Here is a 25,061-nt window from a genome sequence, read left to right on the forward strand (position 1 = left end):
ATTACTTGATCCCCCCTTCCCCCCTTGCGAAGGGGGGCTTTTTTATTTAGTCCCCCTTTATAAGGGGGATTTAGAGGGATCTCTAGAAGCTTTTAGCCTTTAAACTGCTTCTACAACGAGGGTAGAGAGAACGCGATCGCGCAGTCTTACTTCGATCGCATCTTTGAGGGTGGCGGTGCTGCCAGAGCAGGAACTGCAAGCACCTTTGAGAATGACTTTGACGATATCGCCATCGACATCAAATAGTTCGACATTGCCGCCATCAGCGATCAGCATCGGACGTACTTCGTCTAGAATTTCTTGAATCTTGGTGATCTTTTGGACAGTGGTTAACTTACGGCTGGTTTGTTGAATGCGCGTAAGTTCAGCTTCCACTCTAGCGGTTGTCGCTTCTTTATCCTGTTCTACGGCTGCGATAATGTCTTCAATCCCTGCAAGACAGGAGCCGCAAGAACCACCAGCTTTGATGTAGTTGGTAACTTCTTCAACGGTAGTGAGATTGTTCTCAATGACGATGCGGCGAACGCGGTTATCACTAACTCCGAAGCAGGTACAGAGAAGTGCACCTTCATCTTCATCGTGATGTTCAATCTCTATGCCGCGATACTTGTAAATAGCTGCTTCTAGCGCTTCTTGTCCCATTACGGAACAGTGCATTTTCGCTTCAGGTAAGCCGCCTAAGTAATCGGCGATATCTTTATTGCTTACTTTGAGAGCTTCATCTAATGTAAGCCCTTTAATCATTTCTGTCAAGGCAGAAGAAGAAGCGATCGCACTAGTACAACCAAAGGTTTGGAAGCGAGCATCAAGAATTTGATCCTGAGGAACATCTATCTTGAGATGTAGTCGTAGAGCGTCACCGCAGGCAATACTGCCAATTTCGCCAAATACAACCGCAACATCTGTTTCTTCCGTAACTTCTATCGCTCCTTGGTTCTTAGGATTATAGAAGAGGTCTAATACTTTATCGGTGTAGTCCCACATGGTAGTAAGTAAAAAGTAAAGAGGTAAAAGTAAAAATAGAAAACTAGTAGTTAGAATTTCAAGATCAAGTAAATTCAGGTAAGAGAAAAATATTTTTTCCTTTTTCCTTTTTCCTTTTTACTTGACCAGAGCTTCTTCTCTTTCTTGTAACCAACCTGCGGCTTCACTGTTAAAGGGAGATAAAGCGCGGAGGCGATCAATGATGCTGGGCATGACTTCTAGGACATGATCAATTTCGGCATCGGTGGTGTAGCGGGAGAGGCTGAAGCGGATGGAGCCGTGTAGGATAGTGTAGGGGATTCCCATTGCTCTAAGCACATGGGATGGTTCTAGGGAGCCAGAGGTACAGGCGGAACCAGAGGAGGCGCAAATACCGTAGCGATCTAGGGATAACAGAATTGCTTCACCTTCAATAAATTTGAATCCGATGTTGGTGGTGTTTGGTAGGCGATTTTTGGGATCACCGTTCACTTCACAGTCGGCAATTGTCGAAAGGAGAAACTTTTCTAAGCGATCGCGCAATTTCTTTTCATGCTGTACTGCATTTGGTAAATGGATTAATTCCAATTCCGCAGCTTTGCCTAGGGCGACGATGCTGGCGACGTTCTCGGTTCCTGCTCTGCGTCCACGTTCCTGATGTCCTCCCAAGATGAAAGGACGGAAGCGATAGCCACGACGAACATATAATGCGCCAACGCCCTTAGGTGCGTGCAGTTTATGTCCAGAGAGGGTTAGCAAATCAATCGTACTGGTTTTCAGGTTGAGAGGAATCTTGCCAACCGCTTGCACCGCATCAACATGGAAGGTTGCACCATATTCCTTTGCCAAAGAGCCAATTTGCTCGATCGGGAAGATTGTTCCTGTTTCGTTGTTGGCATACATGGTCGTAACTAACGCTGTATTACCAGTGAGAGCGGCTTCTAGCTCTAGTAGATCAATCTGTCCTTGACGATCAACCGATAGATAAGTAACGGTATAACCCTGCTTTTCTAACTGCTTGCAAACACTCATTACACAAGGATGTTCAACTTGAGTAGTGATGATGTGCTTGCGATCGCTTTGAGCCGCCAGAGCCGCCCTAATTGCGGTGTTATTACCTTCAGATCCGCAACTGGTGAAGATGATTTCTGATGGTTCTGCACCTAAGAGAGCCGCAACTTGCGATCGCGCCGTTTGAATCGCCTTACCTACCTGTCCACCAAAGGTGTGCATACTCGAAGGATTGCCGTAGTAGGTGGTGAGATAAGGAAGCATTGCTTCGACAACAAGAGGATCGATTCTGGTTGTCGCGTTGTTGTCAAGATAGATCGTCTCTACGCTCATGTTGTCACTTCCTGCCATCTTTTTTGAGTGTTTGTCTGGAGCTTGTTCTGAATTTTAGTTTGCAAATCTGCTACCAAGCGATCGTGAGTTGCAAACCATCTTTCCCAATAAGGATTAGAATCTTTAAGCATTACAGAATGCTGCTGATCGCTGGGAACTACACCAAAAATATAATTGCTAGAACAAGCTAAAAGATTTTGGGATAAGCTGGACTGAAGACAGCTATTACAAAGAGTTTGCTCAATCAAGTAGCGTCCATTCGCATCTTGTTGAATCGCTCCCTTAGGACAATGCGATTGGCATACTTCCCAAGAAATGTATTGTTGATCAATTGTGTAAGGCATGGCTAGACTCCTGTTGTTGTAGAAATTTAGGAAACTTAGCATAAAGACATCTATTACAAAGATGCTGATCGATTAGATAATGTCCGCTAGAACCTAGTTGAATGGCTGCTTTTGGACATTGGGAGAGACAAACTTCCCAATAAATTTCTTGATTTTCAAGCTTATAGGGCATGACAATACTCCTGATGGCTGTAGATCTTGTTATACCAATTCACGAAAATGTGACAACACTTTTGCGAATTAAAAACCAAACCCCGTAGGTTTTAGTTTTGGTATTAATTTGGTATTAATAGGGAGCTTGCTGGAGAAGAGCTTCTTGCTGGAGAAACTTGGCGTAAAACTCTTTCGCTACTGTATCGATCGCATCGTAGGCTTCCACTGGTTCGATGCCTGCTTTGCGAAGACTTTCTTGAGGACAATTACCAACTTTGGAGGTTAGTACGGCTTTGCAATCAGCAATTGAAGAGATAATTTCTTCAAGAGTCGCTTCTTCGCCATAACCACTTTGGCAATATTGGTCGATCTTGCGATGTCCGACAAATTTTACTTCAGTTGCATCAACTTCATAGATTTGGAACTCTTTAGCATGACCGAAGTGTTGATTGACAATGCCACTGCCTTTAGTAGTCACAGCTACGAGGATTTTGGGAGTCTCCACTGCCTTTTGAATGTTGGTTACCTTGGCTTTCTTTTCTTGCAATTCTGCTTGCAAGAGATCGATACCAGCGTGAACTACTTGACGAGCTTCCAAATCATAGGTAGGAGCCATGTCCATAAACTTGTCTTTGGTAAACTCTTGGGAACGATCTTCACCGAGTAACCCGACAGCATCAGCACGGCATTGACGACAGTGGCGCATGATTTTCATGTTGCCTTCAGCGCAGTGATCCTGAAGTTTTTTAAGCTCTTTGGGATTAGGTCCGCGTTGTCCAGTTAAGCCGAAATGTGTACCATGTTCAGGAGCCGAGATCAGAGGCATAATATTGTGGAGAAACGCGCCTTTCTCACGAATCACGCGACCGACTTCGACGAGATGCTCATCGTTAATTCCGGGAATCATGACCGAATTAACTTTGCAAAGAATATCTGCTTCTCTGAGCAAATCTAAGCTTTCCATTTGACGCTGGTGCAGAATCTGAGAAGCTTCTAAACCTGTGTAGCGTTTGCGGTTATAACGAATCCAAGGATAAATCTTTGTACCGATTTCAGGATCAACCATGTTAATTGTAATCGTCACATGATCGATGTTGAGCTTTTTGATGCGATCGACATATTCGGGAAGCATCAAGCCATTAGTAGAGAGACAAAGCTTAATATCTGGAGCTTCTGCTGCAATCAACTCAAAAGTGCGGAAAGTCTTCTCTGGATTTGCTAAGGGGTCACCAGGACCTGCAATTCCCAACACAGTCATTTGGGGGATTTTTCCACCAATCACCATTACTTTGTGAGCCGCTTCTTCGGGTGTTAGTAATTCACTAACTACGCCTGGGCGACTTTCATTAGCGCAGTCATATTTGCGATTGCAGTAGTTGCACTGAATGTTACAGGCAGGAGCTACAGCAACGTGCATCCGAGCGTAATGGTGGTGAGCATCTTCGCTATAGCAGGGGTGCTTCGCAATCCGTTCTTGCATACTTTCGCTGAGAGCGCTTTTGGATGAGCTTTTGGAACTCTTAGTGCTACTACAACCACAGCTTTCTGATTTTGATTTCGCTGAAGTTGTTGCAATTTTATTTTCTACAGGAGATGAAATGAGAGCGGCTGTTGGTGGTGTCATTGAAGCTGCCTGCTGATAAGTGGACTGCGGTCAACATGCAAACTTTATAGCAGTTACCTTCAGACAGCTTGGGCAAGCGATCGCGATAAGATTTATTAAATACATTAAGCTTGTACTCAAAAACCACACCCCAAACTGCGCCTATATTTAAGCAGTTTCAAAAAATATTTTGGGGTAGGGGTACGAGTATTAATAAGGTAGGGGTTAGGTATTTAAGGGTAGGGGTACAGTTTTGCTTGTACTCATAACAAATCCAGTTACAGCAAGCTATACAAACAAAAAATGAGTGCTACTTGCAAGCACTTTTCTATGTACTCAAAAAAGATACCAATTCCTACAAAAAATGTAAGATCAATGGCTATAAGTCATATATAGACTCCTTTTTAAGTATTTTTACTAGCTTTAATTGAGGTGATTGATTTTGTATCTAAATTATCATTCCTTCGATAATCTGTAGCAAAAGGATCAAAATTTTTTAACAATTGTCAGGAGTTGCTTTCTTTCGGTAAAAACTGATTTTAAACGTATCTATATATACAGATCTAAATCCAAAAAATTACAATTTATTCCTTGATTTTTGAGAGCTAGTACAGTAGAGTAATGAATCGTAGCTATTAATACAAAATCTTATTTGCTCAATAGGAATTGGCTCATTTCTGAGTACCTATGAGTACAATTTGATTTTGCTTGTTTTTTTGTCTTCAAACCCTTATCTATGCTTGCGAGTAGCATTTAATCATTAAGTACAGAATTAGTAGAAATGGCTGTAAAAATACTTATCCCTATTCCCTTAAATACTAGTACCCCCTCTCAACAATACTAGTACCCCTATCCCAAAAGAAAAGTCAAAGTCACTTGCCGTAGGGCTTAAGCCCTTTGAGTACTTTCCTAATTAATTTAATAAATCTTATCCGCAACATTCATTTCCATTGGATTGACAGCACCTGATATAAGCAAGAAGACAGAACTCCGCACCTCTTAACTGTCAGAGCCTGCAATGTTGCAACCCATCTCTCACCTAGACACTTTGGATAATCAAGAAATCGAACAGATATGTACCACAGCATATCCATCAGATTTCCCAGCCAAATCATCTGCACATTCACTCTGGCAGTTTTATCAGTTGCAACTGGCTCAATTGCCATTAGCTCAATCACAAGTTGTTCATCAATGGCAACAAGTCACAGAAGTTCTACAGGTACTCAAGGCTGATTTCCAAGCGATCGCCGATCGCGATCCTGCGGCTCACCATTGGCTAGAGATTTTATGCTGCTATCCGGGGCTACATGCCTTGGTGATCCATCGCTTTACGCATTGGTTACACCATCGCCAAATTCCCCTGCTCCCAAGGTTTATTGCCTACTGTGCGCGATTTATCACGGGCATTGACATTCATCCCGCCGCCACCATTGGCAAAGGTGTATTTATTGACCACGGCATGGGTGTAGTCATTGGTGAAACAGCGATCGTCGGCGACTATGTACTGCTCTATCAAGGAGTCACCCTTGGCGGTACAGGCAAGGAAACTGGCAAACGTCACCCAACCATCGGCAACCATACGATCGTCGGTGCAGGAGCTAAAGTCCTCGGCAACATTCACATTGGTGATTATGCTCGCGTGGGGGCAGGCTCCGTTGTCCTGCGTGATGTCCCGCTCCACACCACAGTTGTTGGTGTCCCAGCCCGCATTTGTCGTCCTAATCAGCCCACCTCATTAGGTCAAGCAAATCAAGAACAGTTAGCCGATCCATCGGCTGACATGTTACAGGCTTTGCTACTTCGGATCGAGCGCCTCGAACAACAGCTTTCAGACACAATCCCTCAGAAGTAAAGATGAATAGCTCTTAAAAACCTAACAAAACAGAGAAAACGATCATGATGGAAACCCTAGTTGTCAGTTGCTTGGTGTTAATTACCACATATTTTCAGGATTATATGATGTGTCGCATGTTCAACATCGACGAGAAAGAATCCCCACGCAAGCCTAAATAGTTCCTAAATTCCTAAATTCCTAGTTATTCACCGAGTTGATACTGCCATGACTACCACTACCCACAGATTTTTCTCTGCAATTACCGAGCAGAGGCAACCCAACAAGCTTTTTGCCATTGATATTTTCTCGCCTCTGCGCCAATGGCTCAATCACATCGAATTTAGCGATCGCCAATTCGCCGAAAAAATCTGCCATCTCATTCCCGCCAGTTGCCCCTTTGAACGCGATGTCAGTGCCTTTGGCTATACCTACCATATCCCAGCCCTCTGCAAGATCAATCCTGTATTTGAGGAAGTAGTAAACCTCCGCTTCCGCGCCCTAACCTACCTCTCCGAACTCCCCAGCTAAATAACGCTCGCTTTTTTCTCTTTTACTTTTTCCCTTTTCCTTTTTACTTTTACCAAATTTGTGCCATGAAACTCACTCAAGGAAAAATCAACGAACTCCTCTCTGAGACTGCCTGTGAGCATAATCATCACAAAGATGGGCAGAAAAAGAACAAAGCTTGCTCACAACAAGCGCAACCCGGAGCAGCGCAAGGTGGCTGTGCCTTTGATGGGGCCTCGATCGCTCTCGTCCCAATTACCGATGTTGCCCATCTCGTCCATGCCCCGATCGCCTGTGGTGGTAATTCTTGGGGGGCAAGAGGTAGCCTGTCGTCAGGTTCGACAATGTATAAAATGGGCTTTACCACCGACCTCAGCGAAAACGATATTATCTTTGGTGGTGAGAAAAAGCTCTACAAGGCTATTTTAGAAGTTCAGCAACGTTATCAACCTGCGGCAGTGTTTGTGTATAACACCTGTGTCACCGCACTGATTGGTGACGATCTCGAAGCAGTCTGTCAAAAAGCAGCCGAAAGAACAGGTATTCCCATCGTTCCAATTAATTCCCCCGGGTTCGCTGGAACCAAGAATTTAGGAAATCGCATGGGTGGCGAAGCTTTATTAGAATATGTGATTGGCACGGCGGAACCAGAATATACCACTCCCTACGATATCAATCTAATTGGTGAATACAATATCGCAGGTGAAATGTGGAGTGTGCTGCCCTTATTTGAGAAATTAGGCATTCGGGTACTATCGAAAATCACAGGTGATGCCACCTATCAAGAAGTTTGTTATGCTCACCGTGCGAAACTGAATGTCCTCATCTGTTCTAAAGCATTAATCAATGTCGCTCGCAAGATGGAGGAGCGCTATGGCATTCCCTACACCGAAGAATCTTTTTATGGGATTGCCGACATGAATCAATGTCTACGCAATATTGCCGCAAAATTAGGCGATCGCGACTTACAAGATCGAGTTGAAAAGCTGATCGCCGAAGAATCGGCAAACCTCGATCGCGAACTTGCCCCCTATCGCGATCGGCTTAAGGGTAAGAAAGTTGTTCTCTACACAGGTGGTGTCAAAAGCTGGTCAATCATTTCCGCCGCCAAAGATTTGGGTATGGAAGTGGTTGCCACAAGTACCAAAAAGAGTACTGAAGAAGACAAGGCAAAGATTCGTGCCTTGCTGAGCAAAGATGGGATCATGATGGAAAAGGGGAATGCCCAAGAATTACTCAAAACCATTGCTAAAACCCAAGCCGACATGTTAATCGCAGGTGGTCGCAACCAATACACCGCCCTCAAAGCACGCATTCCCTTTCTCGATATCAACCAAGAGCGCCATCATCCCTATGCTGGCTATGTAGGTATGATCGAGATTGCGAGAGAACTCGAAGAAGCTCTGTATAGCCCAATTTGGGCGCAAGTCCGCCAACCCGCACCTTGGGAAGATCCGATTGCGTTCAGCAAAGCTTTATTACTGGAGAGCGATACATCACAAGTTAAAACTGATGTCGTCGCATCGAAAAAGTCAGTTACTGTCAATTCCCTTAAACAAAGTCAGCCCCTCGGTGCATCCCTTGCTTATCTGGGGTTAAAGGGCGCGATGCCTTTAATGCATGGTTCCCAAGGCTGTACTGCCTTTGCGAAAGTACAACTCGTCCGCCATTTCCGCGAAGCAATTCCTCTTGCAACCACGGCGATGACGGAAGTCACCACAATTCTCGGTGGTGAGGATAATATTGAACAGGCGATTTTAACCCTAGCGGAAAAGGCAAAGCCTGAAATCATCGGACTTTGTACCACAGGTTTAACCGAAACTCGCGGCGATGATATGGAAGGCATACTCAAAACCTTCCGTCAAAAACATCCTGAACTGGATAAAATAGCGATCGCCTTTGCTTCTACTCCCGATTTTCGAGGCGCGTTACAGGATGGCTATGCGGCGGCTATTGAAGGAATTGTGCGATCGCTACCCCAAGAAGGTATCAAAGATCCCCAACAGGTAACAGTTTTAGCCAGTTCTGCCCTAGCTCCTGGGGATATCCAAGAGATTAAGGAGATCATTAATTCTTTTGGTCTATCGCCAATTTTCATTCCCGATCTTTCGAGTTCGATGGATGGACATTTGAGCGAGAGTTATAGTCCCGTCACTACAGGCGGAACGACCCTAGAGCAGATTCAAAGTGTCGGTAGTTCTGTATTTACCCTCGCCTTGGGTGAAAGTATGCGAACTGCGGCGACAATTCTGCAAGAGCGCTTTGGTACTGATTATCAAGTGTTCGATCGCCTCACGGGGCTAGGAGCAACCGATCTGATCTTGCAACAACTCTATCAATTGAGTGGAGTTGACGTACCTGAGAAGTACCGCTATCAAAGACAACAACTCCAAGATGCGATTTTAGACACCCACTTCTATTTCGGTCGCAAGCGCGTTTCTCTCGCCCTAGAACCCGATCTGCTCTACAGTGTCGCTTGGTGGCTATCAGAGATGGGCGTAGAATTGCAAGCCGCCGTCACCACGACGCGATCGCCTTTATTAGAGAAGTTACCAATCGCCGAAGTGACGATTGGTGATCTCGAAGATTTTGAAAATCTCGCCGCAGATTCCGATCTGATCGCAACAAATTCTAACGGGAAGAGAACTGCTAAGAAATTAGGAATTCCCCTCTACCGTTTGGGTTTCCCCATTCTAGACCGTTTAGGCAATGGACATCGTAGCATCGTCGGTTATCGCGGCACGATGGAACTGCTTTTTGAGCTTGGCAACATTTGGCTAGATGCCGAAGAATCCGCTCATCCCAATATTTTAGTGAAACAAGGAGAATAGTAATGAAGGTTGCTTTTACAACAAGCGATCGCATTCACATTAATGCCCACTTTGGCTGGGCAAAAGAAATTGATGTCTACGAAGTCACGACTGAAGGATATCAATTTGTGGATACGCTCACTTTTAAAGGAGAGTTAAAAGAGGATGGCAACGAAGACAAGCTAGTTCCCAAAATTGAAGCATTAGCTGGTTGTACCATCGTCTATGTTTCGGCGATCGGTGGCAGCGCCGCCGCCCGTCTAATTCGCAAGCGAGTTACACCGATTAAAGCGAAGTCAGAAGAAGAAGAAATTGCGGAGGTACTAAATAAATTGGTACTAACTCTGCAAGGCAATCCTCCCCCTTGGTTGAGAAAAGCCCTGCAACCCCCAGTCCAAGATTTTGATGATCTAGAAACTGGTTAAGAATTGGAAGAGATCCCCCTCAATCCCCCTTATAAAGGGGGAAGAAGATAATACGATTCTTTTCCCCCCTTTATAAGGGGGGCTAGGGGGGATCTAAACCTCAAACCGCAGTCAAAGATTCAACAACTTCTCAAATCCCAATTTACCAACAAACCAAACAAGGAGAACTCTATGACCGCAACAATTACACTAGAAACAGCTAACCCAGTAGATGGCGCAGAAGTAATTAAACAAAGTCCATTCTTACAAGCACTAGTTCAGCAAATTCGCGTTAACGATGGTTACGGAACCTATCGCAATTGGTCAGATGAATTGCTGCTCAAGCCCTTCATTCTCACCAAACAACAAAAGCGCAAAATCTCCGTAGAAGGTGAAGTCGATCCGATTACTAAAGGTCGAGTTTTTGCTTTCTACCGTGCGATCGCTCTTCGCATCGAGCAGCAATCGGGACTTCTTTGCCAAGTAGTTGTCGATCTCAGTCATGAAGGCTTTGGCTGGGCGTTGATTTTCTCTGGTCGCTTGTTGGTGACAACTCGCACTCTAAGAGATGCTCAACGCTTTGGTTTCGACTCCCTCGAAAAGCTCGGTGAAGAAGGTGAAAAACTTGCCCAAAAGGGTGTGGAATATGCCGCCAACTTTCCTGAAGTTGCCAAAGCCTGACTTCGACTTCGCTCAGTCAGCTTAGATTTTCGTTAACTGAGCGAAGTCGAAGTTAATGAAAATTGAAGTTAACGTTGATGTTTGATCTAATCACCTAGGAAATGATTATGGTGCAAGTGATAGATACAGCGATCGCAGGGCTTAGCATTGATGAACTCAAAACTAAGATCAAGCGACTGAACAGCAAGGCAGGTCAAATGAAAATGGATCTGCATGATCTCGCGGAAGGGCTACCTACTGACTACGAAACGCTAATGGACGTAGCCGCCCAAACCTACGACATCTTTGATCAAATTGACAAGATGAAAAAACAACTGATCATTCTCGAACAAAATCATCCTTAAACAAGACAGGAGCAACTGATATGGTCGGTACACTTAGCGAATTTCAGAAATTGACCGATGCGGAACAGTATTTCGATTTTTTTGATCTTGCCTACGATCCACAGGTCGTAAACATCAATCGCTTGCACATTCTCAAAAAATTCTCGCAGTCTTTGGAAGAAATTGATACTAAATTTGTCGAAGCTGCTGAAGAACAAAAACTGAGTTTCTACCGAGAAGCTCTAGAAAATTCCTACGCTACTTTGCAAACCTCTAATGCGATCGAGCAGAAGTTGTTTAAAGTCTTTCATCAAAAGCCACAGAATATTGTCATGTTGAGCGATATAGGTACGGATGAGGAGGATGAATAATCATGATCTCTCTAACACCTACAGAAATAGAACGTTATCGCCGCCAAATGATGCTGTCTGACTTTGGTGAAGAAGGGCAAAAAAAGCTCAAGTCTTCCACAGTTCTAGTGACGGGTGTGGGCGGATTGGGTGGTACAGCCGCACTCTATCTTGCAGTTGCAGGCATTGGCAAACTCATTCTCGTCCGTGGCGGAGAGTTGCGCCTTGATGACATGAATCGTCAAGTTCTGATGACCGATGATTGGGTTGGGAGTCCTCGCGTTTTTAAGGCGCAGGAAACCCTACTTAGCATCAATCCCGACGTGGAAATTGAAGCAGTGAATGACTATGTGACTGCTGATAATGTTGATGCGCTTGTCCAGTCCGCAGATATCGCCCTCGATTGCGCCCACAACTTCACTGAAAGGGATCTGCTCAATGCTGCTTGTGTCCGTTGGCGATGTCCAATGGTAGAAGCGGCGATGAACGATATGGAAGCCTATCTCACTACGATCGTTCCCCATGAGACAGGATGTCTATCTTGTTTATTTCCCGAAAAGCCTGATTGGGATCGGCGCGGCTTTGGGGTTCTCGGTGCAGTGTCAGGGACTCTCGCCTGTTTAACAGCTCTGGAAGCAATTAAATTTTTAACAGGATTTAGTTCGCCATTGCTATCACAGCTTTTGACAATGGATTTAGGACGGTTAGAGTTTGCCAAACGACGTACCTATCTCGATCCCGATTGCCCCGTATGCGGACAGCAGAGAAACAAGCGATCGCCTGTTCTAGTAACTAAGAAAGTAACTAGTCAGCGCATTCCCTCTTTCGCAAAACTGCTCGCCCAAACTTCTTCTCTTCAATAATCAATTAGGTTAAGCAGCTCAAAGCTCCACTCAACCTAAATCCAAAAAATTCAAGGAGATTTCTATGTCAATTATTCTCACCGAAAAAGCGGAATTACGATTACGCACCTTCCTCAAAGGTTCAAGCGATCGCACTGCTGAAAAGGGTGTCCGTCTTGGGGTGAAGGATGGCGGTTGCAATGGCTATCAATACACCTTAGACATTACCAACAAGCAAAAGCCTGACGACATTGTGGAACAGCTAGGGAAGGTGCGCGTTTACATTGACCCTCAAAGCGCTCCATTACTCAATGGCGTTGTGGTCGATTACGTTGACGGCTTGCTAGAGAGTGGCTTCAAGTTTGAGAATCCCAATGCGACGGGTTCCTGCGGCTGTGGTCAATCCTTCCAAGCTGGCGACTGTACCCCTGCGGCTGTACCTTGCAGCTAGCAATTCCCCCTGTAGGGGCAATCCCCCCGTGGTTGCCCAGATCCCTACGGGGTAGGCACGGGGGCGCTACCCCTACATAAATCTAAATTATTGCAATTATTTCGGAGATTTTAAATATGGCTACATACAACGTGCGACTGTACAACAAGAAGAAACAGATCGACGAGACTATTTCTGTAGATGAGGACACAACTATTCTGCAAGCCGCAGAGGATGCAGGGATAGAACTACCATCTTCTTGTAATGCAGGATCTTGTTCTAGTTGTGTCGGCAAAGTAGAACAAGGCACGATCAACCAAGAAGATCAAAACTTTCTGGATGATGAACAGATCGAGAAAGGGTTTGCCCTCCTTTGTGTCTCTTATCCCCGTTCTGACTGTACGATTCGCACACACCAAGAACCATATCTTGTTTAGAAATTATTTAGAATTTGGAGTGAATTTAATCATGGCAACTCTAACTGGTTTAACCTTTGGCGGCAAAGAATGGCTACCGAAATTTGTTCAACAGATTGATCTCCATAAGTGTATTGGCTGCGCTCGATGCTTCAAAGCCTGTGGACGTGGAGTTCTCGGTCTTAAGGGCGTGAATGACGAGGGAGAATTTGTGGATGATGAAGAAGAGGATGAAATCGAGAAGAAAGTGATGACGATCGCTAATGCCGCTAACTGCATTGGCTGTGAAGCTTGTTCGCGAGTTTGTCCAAAGAACTGCTATACCCACGCACCTTTAGCCTTAGCGATCGCCTAGAGGTTCCTATGATTAGTCTTTCTTTCCACCGCATGAATAGCAAAGATTGGATTGTCACCGATGACGGACATTGCGAATCTCGACCTGCCTCTAGAGAGTGGGACTTGATTAGGGACAAGTATTATTTCCATGAGTTCCTAACCGAGATTATCAATTTGCTGCGGGATATTCCCAATGAGGAAGACGAATGGAACTATTTACCGCAAATTCGGATGCGTGTTAGGCAGTTGGCGATCAATTCCTATTGGTTACACACTCAATATCCAGAACCTTCTCCAAAAACTGGTATGGCGACGCGGACTCTATACAATGAGATCGGTTATCCCCTCACGGTACAGACCGCAACCTTTGCTCCCAATGTGTCCTCAAACATCCACAATCACGGTACATGGGGAGTAGTGGCAGTTCTCAAGGGACAGGAGAAGCACACTTTCTGGAAGCGCGTTAACGATCCGCAGTTTCCCAACAAAATTGAGATGGTAGGCGAGAAGATTCTCAAGGCGGGAGAAATCATTAGTTTTACTCCCCATGCGATTCATCAAGTCACGGCTATTGGCAATGAGCCTGCCTTTAGCTTCACCATGTATGGTGATACTCAACCGCGATCGCGCTTCATTTTTGATACGACAAAGCACAATGCAAAACCATTTTAGGAGATACAGCGCAAAGCGCTGTATCTCCTAATTGAGAAAACTATGGCAATCATCATTTTTTATGAGAAACCAGGTTGCGTCAACAATACCAAGCAGAAGGCAATTCTCCAATCTGCGGGTCATGCTGTTAAGGCAAGAAATCTATTGACGCAATCTTGGAGTCCCGAAACTTTATACCAATTTCTTAAGGAGCGACCTCTATGGGAATGGTTTAATCGCACGGCTCCACAAATCAGGGAAGGAGAAATTGTACCTGAGAAGCTCGATGAGCAGACCGCTTTAGAGCTAATGGTCAAATACCCGATTCTGATTCGCCGACCGTTAATTCAAATTGGCGATCGCTGTACCGTCGGATTTGATTTAGTCAAGCTCAATGCGTGGCTAAATCTCAAGAATGCTGGAGAAGAAGCTAAAAGTTTAGATTTGGGAACTTGTCCACGCACAGTTAGGAATCGGTGATTGGTAATTGGTGATTGATGAGATCGAGGTGGAAATGTCAGGTAACAATAGAGCAATAGAAATTCAAAGCTTAACTGGATTAAATGCGGGACATTTTGCGGATTTAATTCGCCTCACCCAATTAATCTTTGATCCGACTGGAGGATTGCCACACAAAACCGTAGATGTGGATTGGAAAATGCTTGGTATTCCGAAAGGGGTTGTCAATAATCTCAGGATGCTGGGCAAGAAATATCAATATGCTTCTCCCTACATTCCCATTGATGTGATTTGGGAGCAGTTAACGCCAGAATCTCGTAATTGGATGATGGAAAACAAACGCAATCTCTGGAAACTAGAAGAATATTTTCCCGCTAGGGATGAGGATTAAATGACTACAACAGAACTAACAAAAGAACAATCAGATCGCCAAAACCTATACGCAGCTTTGATTGATAAGTTGTTTCAATGTCCCAGTGGCGGCGAACCCGAAGTTCTCGATCTCCATAGCGATTTGCTTGATGAAGGGCTAGTCAAAATGATGGTTCAGGTGGCAACTTACTACGCTCACCATGACAATCAAGATGCGGCAAAATTTTTAATCCATGTTGCAAGGGAGTTAGCAAAGCAATTGCAAATTACGAATTGAGAATTACAAATTACGAATTACGAATTGTAGGCTCTAATATCTGATTTGAAATTTATGATTTCTAGTTTCTAATTCGTAATTTGCAATTCATAATTATATTTATAATTAACTAAACAAGGAGCTTAAGCCCCCTTGTTTGCGCTGGATTTTCAAGGCTTTTTGATACTTATATTTATTGCTATTTTTAATACAGAATATAGTTAAGAAATGTAGTAGAAAATGCAAAATTTACTTCAGAAGAATTAAGCTAAATGATGTCGTTAATAAAGGTCGGCTTTTATGTTAAAAGCATCTGATATCATGACTCAAGAGGTCGTCCTCGTGCATGGTTCTGCAACCGTTGCTGAGGCGATCAAGTTGATGAGACTGAAGGGAGTTCGTACATTGATTGTAGACATCCGTTCTACTGAGGATGCCTATGGAATTGTCACACAAACTGATATCGTTTATAAGGTGGTTGCCTATGGGAAAGATCCAGCCGCCATGCGGGTTTACGAGATCATGACTAAGCCCTGTATTTCCGTCAATCCTGATCTAGGGGTGGAGTATGTTGCGCGTTTGTTCGCTAATACTGGTATCCGTATTGCGCCTGTAATTCGAGAAGGTGTGCTGGGCACAATTTCTCTAACCGATATCCTGAATAAGGGAGACTTCCTAGAGAAGCCCAAAGTGATCGTGGCTCGCAAAGAATTGTCCCGTGCGATCGAGGAAGCGAAATCCATTTGTGCTGGTCCTGGAATTATATCGAAAGAATGTGCGGCGGCTTGGTCTTTGGTCGAAGATATTGAGGCTGAAATGATTTACCAAAGTGGTGCTGATGTCCCTGACAAAACCGCATTTCAGATCTACTGTGACGAACATCCTAAAATTTTCCAAGTTCTCGGCACTGGACAGCTAGTTAGTAACGGAGCTGCGCGTTAATCTAGATGACTTTGTAGACTAGGTTAGGGAGAGCTAAACATCTAATCGAATAGCTCTCTCTATTTTAAGACTGTTTACGGTCAAGTAAAAAAGGCATCAGTGCAAACAGAATGAGCATCGCATAATAAACTGTGCCAGAGACAGGATCATGATTTAGCAGTACTTCAGAAATGGATACTCCTTGTAGAATAACACCAAGGGCTATTTCTGCACCTAGCAAGAAGCTCAGGGCAAGGAATCCAGTTTTCAATCTTGTGGAAATATTGTCTGTGTCAGCGAAATGTTGATTTATCCATCGGGCTGATAGAAGAATCGCCGCAAACATAGGTAACATCTCTATTAATTCGGCAGTTCTCACACCTATTTTAGGAACAATCCAAAGTACGCGGATTGTTCCTAAAATAAATCCTGTGCCGAAGACTAAGGCGAAGTAGGCTATTGCTGGCTTTAAGGTATTCATATTCAGAAACAAGTAACGTAGTTATTAGCATAGGATAAATCAATGATTGATTCTTCTGAAAAAAGTACAGTTGACCGTGATTGGTCGGCATATTACCAAGCTGTAGCAGGTCGTCCACCTCGCGATACTTTACTAAAAGCGCTAGATCTCTTTGATCTAGAGAAATTGACCAAATCACCCAGATTTGCGGTTGATCTTGGTTGTGGCGATGGGCGCGATACGGTGGAACTGCTCAAGCGCGGATGGCAAGTATTGGCGATTGATGGAAATGAAGAGGCGATCTCTAAACTATACGATCGCAAAGATATAGATTCGACATGGTTAGAAACTCAGGTCAGGCGCTTTGAGGGGCTTACTCTACCAAATTCCATAGATTTAATTAATTCTAGCTTCGCATTACCTTTTTGCCGTCCTGAAGATTTTCCCAACCTATGGAGCAAAATCATTGCATCATTGCGAAGTGGTGGCAGATTTTGCGGTCAATTATTTGGTGATCGCGACACTTGGGCGACAACTTATCCCAATATGACCCATTATTCCAAGGAAAAAGTTGAGAAGTTGCTTCGGTCTTTTAAGGTGGAATATTTTGAAGAAGAAGAACATCATGGCGAAACTGCTATTGGTGAACAGAAATACTGGCATATTTTCCATATCGTAGCTAGTAAGAGATGAAATTCCCTATTGTTACCAAACAGAAATATAATTTGTTCGATACAAATATATTGAGTTGGTAATACTCACTCCAAAGAACATGAAAATTAGCGCTCGTAATTCTTTAAAGGGTGTAGTGAAAAAGATCAAAATTGGTCATATTAGTGCCGAAATATCGGTGGAAATTGTTGCTGGGATTATTATCACCGCAGTGATCAAAAAGTCTTCAGCCAAGCATCTGGAATTGGAGGTAGGGAAAGAAGCTTATGTTGTAATTAAGTCATCGGATGTGATGGTGGCGATCGATTAACAGGTCGGAGATTACCAAATAGAAAATATGTAGTTACGCATATAGCTATATACCTATGTACATAGTTATATAATTATTTTTCAACATGTAAAAAACAATTATGAAAGTTAGCGCTCGCAATTCTCTTAAAGGCATCGTGAAGAAAATCACAGTCGGTACAGTCAATGCTGAAGTCTCGCTTGAGATTTCTTCTGGCGTAGAAATCACCTCCATTATCACCAAGTCTTCTGCTGAAGCTCTTGGATTGAAAGAAGGTAGTGAAGCCTATGCTGTGATTAAGGCTTCAGATGTGATTTTAGCGATCGATTAGTAACTGATTTATCTCTAGGATAGATAAGTTGTAGTTGTAGGATGTGTTAGCGATCGCGTAATGCATCATTTGTATTTATTGAGTACCTTACGCTGACGCTAACACACCCTACAAGAGCTAAAAAATATTTCTATGAGAGTTTCCAATGAACAAAAAAAGGGTCATCACTTTCCTCTCTCTGATCGTTGTTACCCTATTCACGATCGCAGGATGTAGTTTCTTATCACCAACAATCGAACAGACAAGTAAACCTGTAGCCAGTCAATCAGCAGTTCCTCCAGTCAAACAAGAGAACATCCAATTAACGGTTTCGGCAGCAGCTAGTCTCAAAGAAGCATTGGGCGAAATTACACCTTTATATAGCAAGGCTAAATCTAATGTTGCCACTCGCAATAATTTTGGCAGTTCAGGCGACTTACAACAACAAATCGTAAATGGTGCTCCCGTAGATGTCTTTATTTCTGCGGCATCTAAACAAATGGATGAATTACAGAAAAAAGACTTAATCGTTGCTGATACCCGCCGCGATTTATTAAGTAATCGCTTGGTATTAATTGTACCAGCGGATAAGAGTGATGCTAGTGATTTGAAAGACTTAACCAATGCTAATATCGAACGAATTGCGATCGGCGATCCCCGTAGTGTTCCCGCAGGTCAATATGCCGAACAAGCTCTGACTAAATTGGGTTTATTACAAGAAGTCCAATCAAAATTTGTCTTAGGAAATAATGTGCGTCAAGTGCTGCAATTTGTCGAGTCTGGCAATGCTCAAGCAGGAATTGTCTACGCAACCGATGCGAAAACTTCCACTAAAGTTAAGGTAGTACAAATCATTGATGCTAAACTTCACAAACCGATCGTCTATCCGATCGCTGTTTTGCAAAAAAGCTCCAATCAAGAAAGCGCCAAATCCTATCTAGAGTATCTATCCAGCGAACCAGCCAAGACTATTTTTGAGAAATATGGATTTAGCAGCCTTTGATTTCTCTCCATTTTGGATATCCCTAAAGGTGGCAATTACTGCCATCTTTTTTACGTTCTTTTTAGGAATTGCGGCAGCTTATAGTCTCCTTGAATATCGTGGTAAATGGAAATCAGTACTTGATAGCATTTTTCTTGCGCCATTGGTGTTACCACCCACCGTCGTTGGCTTTCTCTTACTCCAACTATTTGGACAATATGGCTGGCTAGGCAAATTTCTGCAACTCTTTCGTTTTAATATCATTTTCACTTGGTATGCAGGGGTAGTCGCGGCAGTCGTAGTCACCTTTCCACTCATGTATAAAACTGCTCAAGGGGCGTTTGAGCAAGTAGATGAGAATTTACTCCGGGCAGCGAAAACCCTTGGCGCTTCTGAATTACGAGTCTTTTGGCAAATAGCCTTACCCCTCGCCTTTCCAGGAGTATTAGCAGGAGCAATGCTAGCCTTTGCTAGAGGCTTAGGCGAATTTGGCGCAACCCTGATGTTAGCGGGTAATATCCCTAAGCAAACAACCACTATTCCCCTCGCCATCTATGCGGCTGTCCAAGCAGGTGCAAATCAAGAAGCTTGGCTCTGGACAGCAATCATTCTATCGATGTCATTTTCAGCGATCGCCCTATCGCATTTATGGGCAAATCAGAGAGAAGGAAAAAAGGAAAAGGGAAAAAGGAAAAAGGAAAAATTTCAATCAAATTACGAATTACGAATTACGAATTATCAAGAGGGGTTGTTAATTGATATTGAGAAGCAATTACCTGAGTTTGATTTGCAAATTGCTTTGCACTGTGTTGATCGAGCAATCGGTATCTTGGGGGCATCGGGTACGGGGAAAAGTATGCTGCTCAAATGTATTGCGGGAATGGAAACTCCATCAAGTGGGCAAATTGTGATTAATGGCAAGGTATTATTTGATAGTGCTAATAATATCAATTTACCTAGTTGCGATCGCCACATTGGTTTTCTATTTCAAAATTACGCACTCTTTCCACACCTGACTGTTGCTCAAAATATTGCTTTTAGCTTAACCAAAAAATATTCGCGATCGCAGGTCAGAGAAAAAGTTGCCGAACAATTGCAAAGCATTGAACTACAAGGATTTGGCGATCGCTACCCGCATCAACTTTCAGGTGGTCAGCAGCAGCGCGTCGCCCTAGCTAGAGCTTTGGTCAGTCAACCCGATATTCTCCTGCTTGATGAACCATTTTCGGCACTCGATACGCATCTCCGTAGTCAAATGGAACGCGAACTAATTTCAGTTCTTAGTACCTATAAAGGAATTACTCTCTTTGTTACCCATAATATTGATGAGGCTTATCGCATTTGTCAAAACTTACTAATTTTGGATCGTGGTCAGGTGATGAGCTATGGTGAAAAATCAGCGGTTTTTGATCATCCCGCTAATGTTGAGACAGCAAGGCTTACGGGCTGTAAAAACTTTTCACGCATTGAGGCGATCGCCCCTGATCTCATCGAGGCGATTACTTGGAAATGCAAGTTACAAGTTAACTCTGCTAAATCAAACTTGCCAACTCATCTAGGAATTCGCGCTCACCATATTGCTTTCCTAGAGAATTTAGTCAAAAATGATTTACCAAATACAATGCCCTGTTGGTTAGTTCGTACTACGGAAACGCCGCACCGTATGACCTTATACATCAAGTTAAATACTCCACCTGACCATGATTGGGATTACCATCTGCAAGCAGAAGTATTTAAAGAGAAGTGGCTTATTATCAAGCAATATTCTCAACCATGGCAAGTTTATCTCGATCCTGATCAACTATTCTTGGTCTAATATCAATTCACAAAAGTGTGACAACACTTTTGTGAATTGATATTAGACCAAGAATAGGTTTTAAAAACACAAAATGGCTACGCCATTTTGTGTTGTGATATAGCAAAAAAATGGATAGTTTGATTTTGAGGCGTTCGGTACACCATCTAAAGCCGTTGCGGGGTGCGGGGTAGCCTTTGCCAATCAGGTTGACCCAGAAGGTGTCTTTGACATCGGGGACTAGTAAAGCAGCGGTGGAGTCTTTGCCGCCTGAATAGCCAATAATCCAAGGGATTTCGTCATGGCAATATAACTTCTGGATCTCAGTTATCAGGGCTTTGATGTCTTCAATTAACTGGGGTGTAGTGCGTTGTGGTTCGGTCATAGTTGGTAGATTTGCCTTGTTTTTCGGGATATCCCTATTACTGTTGTAGTCCATTAGGACTACAACAGTAATAGGGATATCCCGCAGGGTAGCAATTTTTCTACATTCGCTAGTTCGTTTGCATCAAGTTCTCGAAAGGATATCGATTTTTCCAGCGATAGGTGTAAAAGTCACGAAAATCAACGGAGAGAATGCGCCCATGTCCCAAGTGTTCAGCAAGAATAATCAGTGAAGCATCTGCAAGATCCATTGGCAAAGAGCTATATTGATTCATCAGTTCACCAATTCTTTTGCCATCTTGAACTTGTAAATCAAAAACCTTAAAAGCTCCTATTTCTAGGCTATGTATAAATGTTTGCTGGGCGTTAGTTCCTGTGCGTTTTAGGAGAATATGACAAGCTTCGGTGATGACGCACCATGTGGTAATGAGTGGCTCATCTATGGTGGCTAAAACATTTTGAGCGAGGACATGATAATCGTCGCGGCGATTGATCAATGCAATCCAAAAGCCTGAGTCAACGATGACCATATTTTTCGTTTAGGCTTTCGGTGAGATATTGCTTGTAATTCACGGATAAGTCAGGATCTCCTTCAGCACAACCGATCAGCCCTGCTTGTTGGAGAAGTTGCAGTGGTTTGGGGGATTCTTGGCGAAGCTTTTCATAGTAAAGGTCGATCGCGGCTTTCATGATTTCCGACGTACCTTGATTAGTATGCTGGCGGATATACTGAAATTTATTGGTGCGATCGCTGTCAAGACGGGCGTTAACTCTCATGTTTTTATTTGTCATAACGCTGTATGACAGTATAGCTTATTCCTTGGCTCAATATTGGCTGGCAAGAGTTAAATCGTGTGTATCGATGTGTTATGCATTTTGATATTAAGGATGGCAAGATTTGGCTACAACAGAATTTGAATGATCAAAATCCTGCGGAGGAGGTAATTGCTATGGGTATGGAAAGGCAGGATATTGTATTGGGTTTGCAACCGCCATATAAGCGTCCATATACAGATTATGGAGTTACTTAAAATCAGGATTTTGAGAAATGATTTTACCTGCTGTTATTCTGCGGCAGTGCCAACTGATCTTCTTGACAATCAAAAACAATAAAGAATTTAACCGCAGGAATTCGCCGCCGTAAAAACTTTAAATGGTCTTCAGCATCTACTCTGCGGCGAAATCTTCCTACAATTACGCTTTGAATATTATTGGGGAGAGGACGAGCGATCGCCCAAGGGTGAAGCATTTCTTGGTAGCTCATAGCATTAGAGATTAAACAGTAAAAGTTTGTAGTCCAATTAGTCTACAAATTGATCGCACGAATCCAAATGGACTACAAAATTATGCGCTCTTGTAGTCCACTTGGACACATTTCTTTACAGGCTAAACATCCTCTGACACGATCAAAGCTATGGGTAAAGCAGGTAAAACACTCGGACAAGTTCTTGAAAAATACAGTATTAGCCAAACAAATCTGGCTAATGCTTTAGGCGTTGGTCGTTCAAATATTTATCGTTGGATCAATGAAGTTAGAGATCCTAACTCTGAGACGGTTTTGCGGATTGTTGCAGCGCTAGAAAAAATTAATCCCAACGCAGCAAAAGAATTTAAGAATCTGTATATGAGTGATTAGTACTCTAAAAAGAGTTGCTCGCCTTGATTAAAAATATTTTCTCGATGCCACCGTAAAGCTTCAATTCTTGGCAAATAGCTTTGTTGTGCTGGCAAAACGATATTCTGACCGTGAAAATCTCGCATTGTCTGGGCGTGGGGTGATTCTTCCCTTAGATCGTTAGAGACAACAATTCGATAGTCGTCATCAACGGTAAACCAACCACGATCAAAAGCCCAGTGATGATTTTTGCAAAGGGAAAGCCCATTATCAAAGCGATCATCTCGAAATTGTGAGAATGGCTTAATATGCGCTCCATCGACAATATGTTGATTTAGAGAATTGAGAACCTGTAGCTCACAAAATGCACATCGATATTCATAGGCAGAAACAACTATTCTACGGAATGCCGCATCTCGCACAATTGATTTAGATTCATCTTCCACTTCATCAACTGAATAGACAGCCCCATCTCTCTCTCGTAAGCGATCTTGAAATTCTTGAAAGGAATTGATTTGAAAAAGTTGTCCAATTTGTGACGATTTATCAGAAAACCAAGTATTTACAAGAATATCAATCAAACTATTTCTTGATGATAGATTCTGCATTAATTCAAAAAGCTCATCATCAAAGTAAGCATACTGCACCGAATCTCTCAACCCATTTAAGGTTTTGATTTTCACTTTGGAGTTAATTACAGGTTCAAATCCAGCCCTTGCTTTTAGATACCCAAATCCATCTCCCTGAAGATGAAAGAAGGGATGAGCAATATCTGAGCGATGCGATTCCGAACCCAAAAAGCTCTAATATTTGAGAAATGTTGCAATTAATTCGGGGGATAAAAATATTCGATTTTGTCTGATTATTCCCTGTTGGATTAGAAGGTATTTGTAAAGGAAATATTAAGGAGGAGAATAAAATAAAGGTCAGGAGAGAAACTATAGCAATATAAGTTTTGCTTAGGACATAAAACCCAAAAGATGAGTGGCGGCGCTTCGCGCCGCCACTCATCTTTTGGGTTTTGATTTTTGTCCAAGCTATCTCTTACATTGCTATAGAAAAAACAAAATCATAAAATGTCTAGGAAAAGATACCCAACAGATTTAACAGATCAGCAGTGGGAAATTATCAAAGATATGTTTCCTGCGGCTAAATCTGACGTAGCGCAAGGGAGAAAACGCACCACAAATCTACGAGAAGTAGTCAATGCCATCTTGATATTGGACAAGAAGTGGATTGGGAGCATCTCAGTTTAGCACTGAGTAATTATACTCAGAAGAATCAAGAAACCCATTGAGATAAGCACAGCGATGTTTCAAAACTTGAGGGACATTTTTTTGATTCCATTGAGCACCAGAAATCTTAATGCGTCGTCCAATTTGCTTAATCGAAGATTCGACTGCACCAGAACCAATAGTCAGACCAAGTTGATGGAAGTAACTATATTCAGGAATCCGCAAACAATGTTTGCGTAAATAGCTCACAAAATTCACGACTCGTTTAAATTTGCAACCCTCAAATAAGGCTATAGCCGCTTCAACATCACCATCCCAGAGAAATTGTTCAGCATTTTTTAGTCGGTGCATGGAACCACCAACGCCATGTAAATGCTCAACCAGATGATACCAATCAAGGATTTCAAAGCGTTACTCTCTTGGAGCAATTTGTGCAAACAAATTCCAAATACCGTCATGTCCATCCCCCAGACAGGAGACAATCTCTGCTAATTCTTGTTGCTGTACTCTCTCAACTAGGGCTTGATTGTCCTGAAAATAAGCTACTACTGCTTTTCCTTGCAAGGTAACAGATTTGTAATCTTTCCATTCACTTTTTTTGCCTTTGGCTGTTCTCAATCTTATTTTGCCTCCATCCAAGCTCATTTCTTCTACAGTCTCAGTTAACTCTACTTGTGGAAAATTGTATCGCTGTACTAGCCGCTGTTGGGTACTGTGGCTAACCAAGATCCCTGTCAACTCCTTAACGTTTTTCATTGCTCGTTCGTAGGACTCATTGCCACTAGTAGACAGTCAAAGGATAATTGACGGGTAAAATAAAGGCATAGGAAAGAGCTAAGGAAAAAGCTATGCCAGCAAAACGATACAAAGTGAAGTTAAGTGAAGAAGAACGTCAAAAGCTAGAACAAATAACCAAAAATGGCAAGTCAGCCGCAGCTAAAATTAATCATGCTCATATTTTGCTAAAAGCGGATGAGAATCAAGAGGAAGGAGGATGGAAAGATCAATCAATTAGTGACATTTTCAACATCAGCATTCGAACCATTGAGCGGGTAAGGCAAAGGTTTGTAGAAGAGGGATTAGAAAAGGCTCTCGTACCCCGTCCAMGGCAAACATTGAAACTAAAAAAACTAGACGGAGAAACGGAAGCCCATTTGATTGCGGTAGCTTGCAGTAGTCCACCCGAAGGGTGCAGTCGGTGGACATTAAGATTATTAGCCGACCAAATCGTTACTCTAGGATATGTCGAGAGTATTTCCCATGAAAGTGTGCGACAGGTGCTAAAAAAAACGAACTTAAGCCTTGGTTGAATGAATCATG

The 25,061-nt window shown here is 43.0% G+C and carries 33 protein-coding genes and 4 pseudogenes; 25 read left to right on the plus strand and 12 right to left on the minus strand.

Annotation, left to right across the window (positions count from 1 at the left end):
* Window positions 1-99 precede the first annotated feature (99 nt).
* The 5 genes from nifU to nifB form a co-directional block, all read right to left on the minus strand.
* Entirely contained in the window at window positions 100-984 is an 885-nt protein-coding gene (gene nifU, locus B9G53_RS08655) for a Fe-S cluster assembly protein NifU (RefSeq protein ID WP_094531217.1), read from the minus strand.
* Between the two features lie 117 nt (window positions 985-1,101).
* Entirely contained in the window at window positions 1,102-2,307 is a 1,206-nt protein-coding gene (gene nifS / locus B9G53_RS08660) for a cysteine desulfurase NifS (RefSeq protein WP_094531219.1), read from the minus strand.
* A complete protein-coding gene (locus B9G53_RS08665) occupies window positions 2,304-2,651 on the minus strand; it encodes a hypothetical protein (RefSeq protein ID WP_094531221.1) in 348 nt (115 codons plus the stop codon). The genes nifS and B9G53_RS08665 overlap by 4 nt, the downstream gene beginning before the upstream one ends.
* On the minus strand, window positions 2,635-2,823 hold the full coding sequence (locus B9G53_RS08670) for a hypothetical protein (RefSeq protein ID WP_094531223.1): 189 nt from the start codon (window positions 2,821-2,823) through the stop codon (window positions 2,635-2,637). The genes B9G53_RS08665 and B9G53_RS08670 overlap by 17 nt, the downstream gene beginning before the upstream one ends.
* Window positions 2,824-2,937: 114 nt before the next feature.
* Window positions 2,938-4,428 carry a nitrogenase cofactor biosynthesis protein NifB gene (gene nifB / locus B9G53_RS08675; RefSeq protein ID WP_094531225.1) on the minus strand — a complete coding sequence of 497 codons (1,491 nt, stop codon included), beginning with the start codon at window positions 4,426-4,428 and terminating at the stop codon, window positions 2,938-2,940.
* 997 nt (window positions 4,429-5,425) lie between these two features.
* Here nifB and cysE point away from each other — a divergent pair.
* The 16 genes from cysE (at window position 5,426) to B9G53_RS08755 (ending at window position 16,020) form a co-directional block, all read left to right on the plus strand.
* Entirely contained in the window at window positions 5,426-6,259 is an 834-nt protein-coding gene (cysE, locus tag B9G53_RS08680; RefSeq protein ID WP_094531227.1) for a serine O-acetyltransferase, read from the plus strand.
* Between the two features lie 207 nt (window positions 6,260-6,466).
* Window positions 6,467-6,769: a Mo-dependent nitrogenase C-terminal domain-containing protein gene (locus B9G53_RS08685; protein WP_094531230.1), complete on the plus strand. Its 303-nt coding sequence runs from the start codon at window positions 6,467-6,469 to the stop codon at window positions 6,767-6,769.
* Window positions 6,770-6,834: 65 nt separating this feature from the next.
* Window positions 6,835-9,579 carry a bifunctional nitrogenase iron-molybdenum cofactor biosynthesis protein NifEN gene (locus B9G53_RS08690; protein WP_094531232.1) on the plus strand — a complete coding sequence of 915 codons (2,745 nt, stop codon included), beginning with the start codon at window positions 6,835-6,837 and terminating at the stop codon, window positions 9,577-9,579.
* A gap of 2 nt (window positions 9,580-9,581) precedes the next feature.
* Window positions 9,582-9,983, plus strand: a complete 402-nt coding sequence (gene nifX / locus B9G53_RS08695) for a nitrogen fixation protein NifX (protein WP_094531234.1) — start codon at window positions 9,582-9,584, stop codon at window positions 9,981-9,983.
* Between the two features lie 171 nt (window positions 9,984-10,154).
* Window positions 10,155-10,643 carry a NifX-associated nitrogen fixation protein gene (locus tag B9G53_RS08700; RefSeq protein ID WP_094531236.1) on the plus strand — a complete coding sequence of 163 codons (489 nt, stop codon included), beginning with the start codon at window positions 10,155-10,157 and terminating at the stop codon, window positions 10,641-10,643.
* Between the two features lie 107 nt (window positions 10,644-10,750).
* Entirely contained in the window at window positions 10,751-10,987 is a 237-nt protein-coding gene (locus tag B9G53_RS08705; RefSeq protein WP_094531238.1) for a CCE_0567 family metalloprotein, read from the plus strand.
* Between the two features lie 20 nt (window positions 10,988-11,007).
* Window positions 11,008-11,337: a nitrogenase-stabilizing/protective protein NifW gene (gene nifW / locus B9G53_RS08710; protein ID WP_094531240.1), complete on the plus strand. Its 330-nt coding sequence runs from the start codon at window positions 11,008-11,010 to the stop codon at window positions 11,335-11,337.
* Window positions 11,338-11,339: 2 nt separating this feature from the next.
* Complete coding sequence (locus tag B9G53_RS08715; RefSeq protein ID WP_094531242.1) at window positions 11,340-12,179, plus strand: HesA/MoeB/ThiF family protein; 840 nt, start codon at window positions 11,340-11,342, stop codon at window positions 12,177-12,179.
* Between the two features lie 64 nt (window positions 12,180-12,243).
* Entirely contained in the window at window positions 12,244-12,609 is a 366-nt protein-coding gene (locus B9G53_RS08720; RefSeq protein WP_094531244.1) for an iron-sulfur cluster assembly accessory protein, read from the plus strand.
* Between the two features lie 116 nt (window positions 12,610-12,725).
* A complete protein-coding gene (locus tag B9G53_RS08725) occupies window positions 12,726-13,025 on the plus strand; it encodes a 2Fe-2S iron-sulfur cluster-binding protein (RefSeq protein ID WP_094531246.1) in 300 nt (99 codons plus the stop codon).
* Between the two features lie 31 nt (window positions 13,026-13,056).
* Window positions 13,057-13,359, plus strand: coding sequence for a ferredoxin III, nif-specific (fdxB, locus tag B9G53_RS08730; RefSeq protein ID WP_094531248.1), 303 nt, complete (start codon window positions 13,057-13,059; stop codon window positions 13,357-13,359).
* Between the two features lie 32 nt (window positions 13,360-13,391).
* A complete protein-coding gene (locus B9G53_RS08735; protein ID WP_094531250.1) occupies window positions 13,392-14,012 on the plus strand; it encodes a cupin in 621 nt (206 codons plus the stop codon).
* A 42-nt stretch (window positions 14,013-14,054) separates the two neighbouring features.
* Window positions 14,055-14,471, plus strand: a complete 417-nt coding sequence (locus B9G53_RS08740; RefSeq protein ID WP_094531252.1) for an ArsC/Spx/MgsR family protein — start codon at window positions 14,055-14,057, stop codon at window positions 14,469-14,471.
* A 34-nt stretch (window positions 14,472-14,505) separates the two neighbouring features.
* On the plus strand, window positions 14,506-14,841 hold the full coding sequence (locus tag B9G53_RS08745; RefSeq protein ID WP_094531292.1) for a hypothetical protein: 336 nt from the start codon (window positions 14,506-14,508) through the stop codon (window positions 14,839-14,841).
* Window positions 14,842-15,099 (plus strand): hypothetical protein, encoded by a 258-nt coding sequence (locus tag B9G53_RS08750; RefSeq protein WP_094531254.1) that lies wholly within the window; start codon window positions 14,842-14,844, stop codon window positions 15,097-15,099. It begins immediately after the preceding gene.
* Between the two features lie 279 nt (window positions 15,100-15,378).
* A complete protein-coding gene (locus B9G53_RS08755; protein WP_094531256.1) occupies window positions 15,379-16,020 on the plus strand; it encodes a CBS domain-containing protein in 642 nt (213 codons plus the stop codon).
* 64 nt (window positions 16,021-16,084) lie between these two features.
* On the opposite strand, the gene B9G53_RS08760 is transcribed toward B9G53_RS08755, so the two are convergent.
* The gene (locus B9G53_RS08760; protein WP_094531258.1) at window positions 16,085-16,480 is read right to left on the minus strand and encodes a hypothetical protein; all 396 of its coding nucleotides are present in this window, start codon (window positions 16,478-16,480) and stop codon (window positions 16,085-16,087) included.
* A gap of 42 nt (window positions 16,481-16,522) precedes the next feature.
* Here B9G53_RS08760 and B9G53_RS08765 point away from each other — a divergent pair, with 42 nt between their 5' ends.
* The 5 genes from B9G53_RS08765 to modB all read left to right on the plus strand — a co-directional run bounded on the left by B9G53_RS08765 (window position 16,523) and on the right by modB (window position 20,528).
* A complete protein-coding gene (locus tag B9G53_RS08765) occupies window positions 16,523-17,152 on the plus strand; it encodes a trans-aconitate 2-methyltransferase (protein WP_094531260.1) in 630 nt (209 codons plus the stop codon).
* 79 nt (window positions 17,153-17,231) lie between these two features.
* Complete coding sequence (locus B9G53_RS08770; protein ID WP_094531262.1) at window positions 17,232-17,441, plus strand: molybdopterin-binding protein; 210 nt, start codon at window positions 17,232-17,234, stop codon at window positions 17,439-17,441.
* Between the two features lie 100 nt (window positions 17,442-17,541).
* A complete protein-coding gene (locus B9G53_RS08775) occupies window positions 17,542-17,751 on the plus strand; it encodes a molybdopterin-binding protein (RefSeq protein WP_094531265.1) in 210 nt (69 codons plus the stop codon).
* Window positions 17,752-17,896: 145 nt separating this feature from the next.
* Entirely contained in the window at window positions 17,897-18,733 is an 837-nt protein-coding gene (gene modA, locus B9G53_RS08780) for a molybdate ABC transporter substrate-binding protein (RefSeq protein ID WP_094531267.1), read from the plus strand.
* Window positions 18,714-20,528 carry a molybdate ABC transporter permease subunit gene (gene modB / locus B9G53_RS08785; RefSeq protein WP_094531269.1) on the plus strand — a complete coding sequence of 605 codons (1,815 nt, stop codon included), beginning with the start codon at window positions 18,714-18,716 and terminating at the stop codon, window positions 20,526-20,528. The genes modA and modB overlap by 20 nt, the downstream gene beginning before the upstream one ends.
* Window positions 20,529-20,646: 118 nt before the next feature.
* Here the strand turns inward: modB and B9G53_RS08790 are convergent.
* From B9G53_RS08790 to B9G53_RS08800, 3 genes and pseudogenes are all read right to left on the minus strand, one after another.
* Window positions 20,647-20,892 (minus strand): annotated as a pseudogene (locus B9G53_RS08790) (DNA phosphorothioation system sulfurtransferase DndC); the annotation flags it as partial.
* A 109-nt stretch (window positions 20,893-21,001) separates the two neighbouring features.
* Window positions 21,002-21,421 (minus strand): type II toxin-antitoxin system VapC family toxin, encoded by a 420-nt coding sequence (locus B9G53_RS08795; protein ID WP_094531271.1) that lies wholly within the window; start codon window positions 21,419-21,421, stop codon window positions 21,002-21,004.
* The gene (locus B9G53_RS08800; protein ID WP_176453153.1) at window positions 21,408-21,683 is read right to left on the minus strand and encodes a CopG family transcriptional regulator; all 276 of its coding nucleotides are present in this window, start codon (window positions 21,681-21,683) and stop codon (window positions 21,408-21,410) included. Before B9G53_RS08800 ends, B9G53_RS08795 begins: the two co-directional genes overlap by 14 nt.
* Before the next feature lie 29 nt (window positions 21,684-21,712).
* Here B9G53_RS08800 and B9G53_RS08805 point away from each other — a divergent pair.
* Window positions 21,713-21,922: pseudogene (locus B9G53_RS08805) on the plus strand (element excision factor XisI family protein); the annotation flags it as partial.
* Between the two features lie 23 nt (window positions 21,923-21,945).
* Here B9G53_RS08805 and B9G53_RS08810 read toward each other — a convergent pair.
* A complete protein-coding gene (locus tag B9G53_RS08810; RefSeq protein WP_094531273.1) occupies window positions 21,946-22,155 on the minus strand; it encodes a hypothetical protein in 210 nt (69 codons plus the stop codon).
* A 150-nt stretch (window positions 22,156-22,305) separates the two neighbouring features.
* Here B9G53_RS08810 and B9G53_RS08815 point away from each other — a divergent pair, with 150 nt between their 5' ends.
* Window positions 22,306-22,527 carry a helix-turn-helix transcriptional regulator gene (locus B9G53_RS08815; RefSeq protein WP_055074264.1) on the plus strand — a complete coding sequence of 74 codons (222 nt, stop codon included), beginning with the start codon at window positions 22,306-22,308 and terminating at the stop codon, window positions 22,525-22,527.
* On the opposite strand, the gene B9G53_RS08820 is transcribed toward B9G53_RS08815, so the two are convergent.
* Window positions 22,524-23,303 carry an HNH endonuclease gene (locus B9G53_RS08820; protein ID WP_094531276.1) on the minus strand — a complete coding sequence of 260 codons (780 nt, stop codon included), beginning with the start codon at window positions 23,301-23,303 and terminating at the stop codon, window positions 22,524-22,526. The genes B9G53_RS08815 and B9G53_RS08820 overlap by 4 nt on opposite strands.
* Before the next feature lie 279 nt (window positions 23,304-23,582).
* Here B9G53_RS08820 and B9G53_RS08825 point away from each other — a divergent pair, with 279 nt between their 5' ends.
* On the plus strand, window positions 23,583-23,762 hold the full coding sequence (locus B9G53_RS08825; RefSeq protein WP_094531278.1) for a transposase: 180 nt from the start codon (window positions 23,583-23,585) through the stop codon (window positions 23,760-23,762).
* Here B9G53_RS08825 and B9G53_RS28435 read toward each other — a convergent pair.
* Window positions 23,754-24,524, minus strand: a pseudogene (locus B9G53_RS28435) (ISKra4 family transposase); the annotation flags it as partial. The gene B9G53_RS08825 and the pseudogene B9G53_RS28435 sit on opposite strands and share 9 nt — an antisense overlap.
* 65 nt (window positions 24,525-24,589) lie before the next feature.
* On the opposite strand from B9G53_RS28435, the pseudogene B9G53_RS08840 reads away from it, so the two are divergent.
* Window positions 24,590-25,061 (plus strand): annotated as a pseudogene (locus B9G53_RS08840) (helix-turn-helix domain-containing protein); the annotation flags it as partial.

This window comes from Pseudanabaena sp. SR411, from assembly GCF_002251945.1.
In the GTDB taxonomy this organism is placed as follows: domain Bacteria; phylum Cyanobacteriota; class Cyanobacteriia; order Pseudanabaenales; family Pseudanabaenaceae; genus Pseudanabaena.

Coding starts and splice junctions, on each gene's coding strand:
- B9G53_RS08795 (WP_094531271.1), bottom strand. CDS start 21,421: ATGGTCATCGTTGACTCAGGCTTTTGGATTGCATTGATCAATCGCCGC.
- B9G53_RS08770 (WP_094531262.1), top strand. CDS start 17,232: ATGAAAATTAGCGCTCGTAATTCTTTAAAGGGTGTAGTGAAAAAGATC.
- B9G53_RS08735 (WP_094531250.1), top strand. CDS start 13,392: ATGAATAGCAAAGATTGGATTGTCACCGATGACGGACATTGCGAATCT.
- B9G53_RS08800 (WP_176453153.1), bottom strand. CDS start 21,683: ATGACAAATAAAAACATGAGAGTTAACGCCCGTCTTGACAGCGATCGC.
- B9G53_RS08765 (WP_094531260.1), top strand. CDS start 16,523: ATGATTGATTCTTCTGAAAAAAGTACAGTTGACCGTGATTGGTCGGCA.
- B9G53_RS08685 (WP_094531230.1), top strand. CDS start 6,467: ATGACTACCACTACCCACAGATTTTTCTCTGCAATTACCGAGCAGAGG.
- nifW (WP_094531240.1), top strand. CDS start 11,008: ATGGTCGGTACACTTAGCGAATTTCAGAAATTGACCGATGCGGAACAG.
- modB (WP_094531269.1), top strand. CDS start 18,714: ATGGATTTAGCAGCCTTTGATTTCTCTCCATTTTGGATATCCCTAAAG.
- B9G53_RS08665 (WP_094531221.1), bottom strand. CDS start 2,651: ATGCCTTACACAATTGATCAACAATACATTTCTTGGGAAGTATGCCAA.
- B9G53_RS08825 (WP_094531278.1), top strand. CDS start 23,583: ATGTCTAGGAAAAGATACCCAACAGATTTAACAGATCAGCAGTGGGAA.
- fdxB (WP_094531248.1), top strand. CDS start 13,057: ATGGCAACTCTAACTGGTTTAACCTTTGGCGGCAAAGAATGGCTACCG.
- B9G53_RS08670 (WP_094531223.1), bottom strand. CDS start 2,823: ATGCCCTATAAGCTTGAAAATCAAGAAATTTATTGGGAAGTTTGTCTC.
- B9G53_RS08705 (WP_094531238.1), top strand. CDS start 10,751: ATGGTGCAAGTGATAGATACAGCGATCGCAGGGCTTAGCATTGATGAA.
- B9G53_RS08715 (WP_094531242.1), top strand. CDS start 11,340: ATGATCTCTCTAACACCTACAGAAATAGAACGTTATCGCCGCCAAATG.
- B9G53_RS08810 (WP_094531273.1), bottom strand. CDS start 22,155: ATGAGCTACCAAGAAATGCTTCACCCTTGGGCGATCGCTCGTCCTCTC.
- B9G53_RS08725 (WP_094531246.1), top strand. CDS start 12,726: ATGGCTACATACAACGTGCGACTGTACAACAAGAAGAAACAGATCGAC.
- B9G53_RS08700 (WP_094531236.1), top strand. CDS start 10,155: ATGACCGCAACAATTACACTAGAAACAGCTAACCCAGTAGATGGCGCA.
- B9G53_RS08755 (WP_094531256.1), top strand. CDS start 15,379: ATGTTAAAAGCATCTGATATCATGACTCAAGAGGTCGTCCTCGTGCAT.
- modA (WP_094531267.1), top strand. CDS start 17,897: ATGAACAAAAAAAGGGTCATCACTTTCCTCTCTCTGATCGTTGTTACC.
- B9G53_RS08745 (WP_094531292.1), top strand. CDS start 14,506: ATGTCAGGTAACAATAGAGCAATAGAAATTCAAAGCTTAACTGGATTA.
- B9G53_RS08750 (WP_094531254.1), top strand. CDS start 14,842: ATGACTACAACAGAACTAACAAAAGAACAATCAGATCGCCAAAACCTA.
- B9G53_RS08740 (WP_094531252.1), top strand. CDS start 14,055: ATGGCAATCATCATTTTTTATGAGAAACCAGGTTGCGTCAACAATACC.
- nifX (WP_094531234.1), top strand. CDS start 9,582: ATGAAGGTTGCTTTTACAACAAGCGATCGCATTCACATTAATGCCCAC.
- B9G53_RS08720 (WP_094531244.1), top strand. CDS start 12,244: ATGTCAATTATTCTCACCGAAAAAGCGGAATTACGATTACGCACCTTC.
- B9G53_RS08760 (WP_094531258.1), bottom strand. CDS start 16,480: ATGAATACCTTAAAGCCAGCAATAGCCTACTTCGCCTTAGTCTTCGGC.
- nifU (WP_094531217.1), bottom strand. CDS start 984: ATGTGGGACTACACCGATAAAGTATTAGACCTCTTCTATAATCCTAAG.
- B9G53_RS08815 (WP_055074264.1), top strand. CDS start 22,306: ATGGGTAAAGCAGGTAAAACACTCGGACAAGTTCTTGAAAAATACAGT.
- nifB (WP_094531225.1), bottom strand. CDS start 4,428: ATGACACCACCAACAGCCGCTCTCATTTCATCTCCTGTAGAAAATAAA.
- cysE (WP_094531227.1), top strand. CDS start 5,426: ATGTTGCAACCCATCTCTCACCTAGACACTTTGGATAATCAAGAAATC.
- B9G53_RS08690 (WP_094531232.1), top strand. CDS start 6,835: ATGAAACTCACTCAAGGAAAAATCAACGAACTCCTCTCTGAGACTGCC.
- nifS (WP_094531219.1), bottom strand. CDS start 2,307: ATGAGCGTAGAGACGATCTATCTTGACAACAACGCGACAACCAGAATC.
- B9G53_RS08775 (WP_094531265.1), top strand. CDS start 17,542: ATGAAAGTTAGCGCTCGCAATTCTCTTAAAGGCATCGTGAAGAAAATC.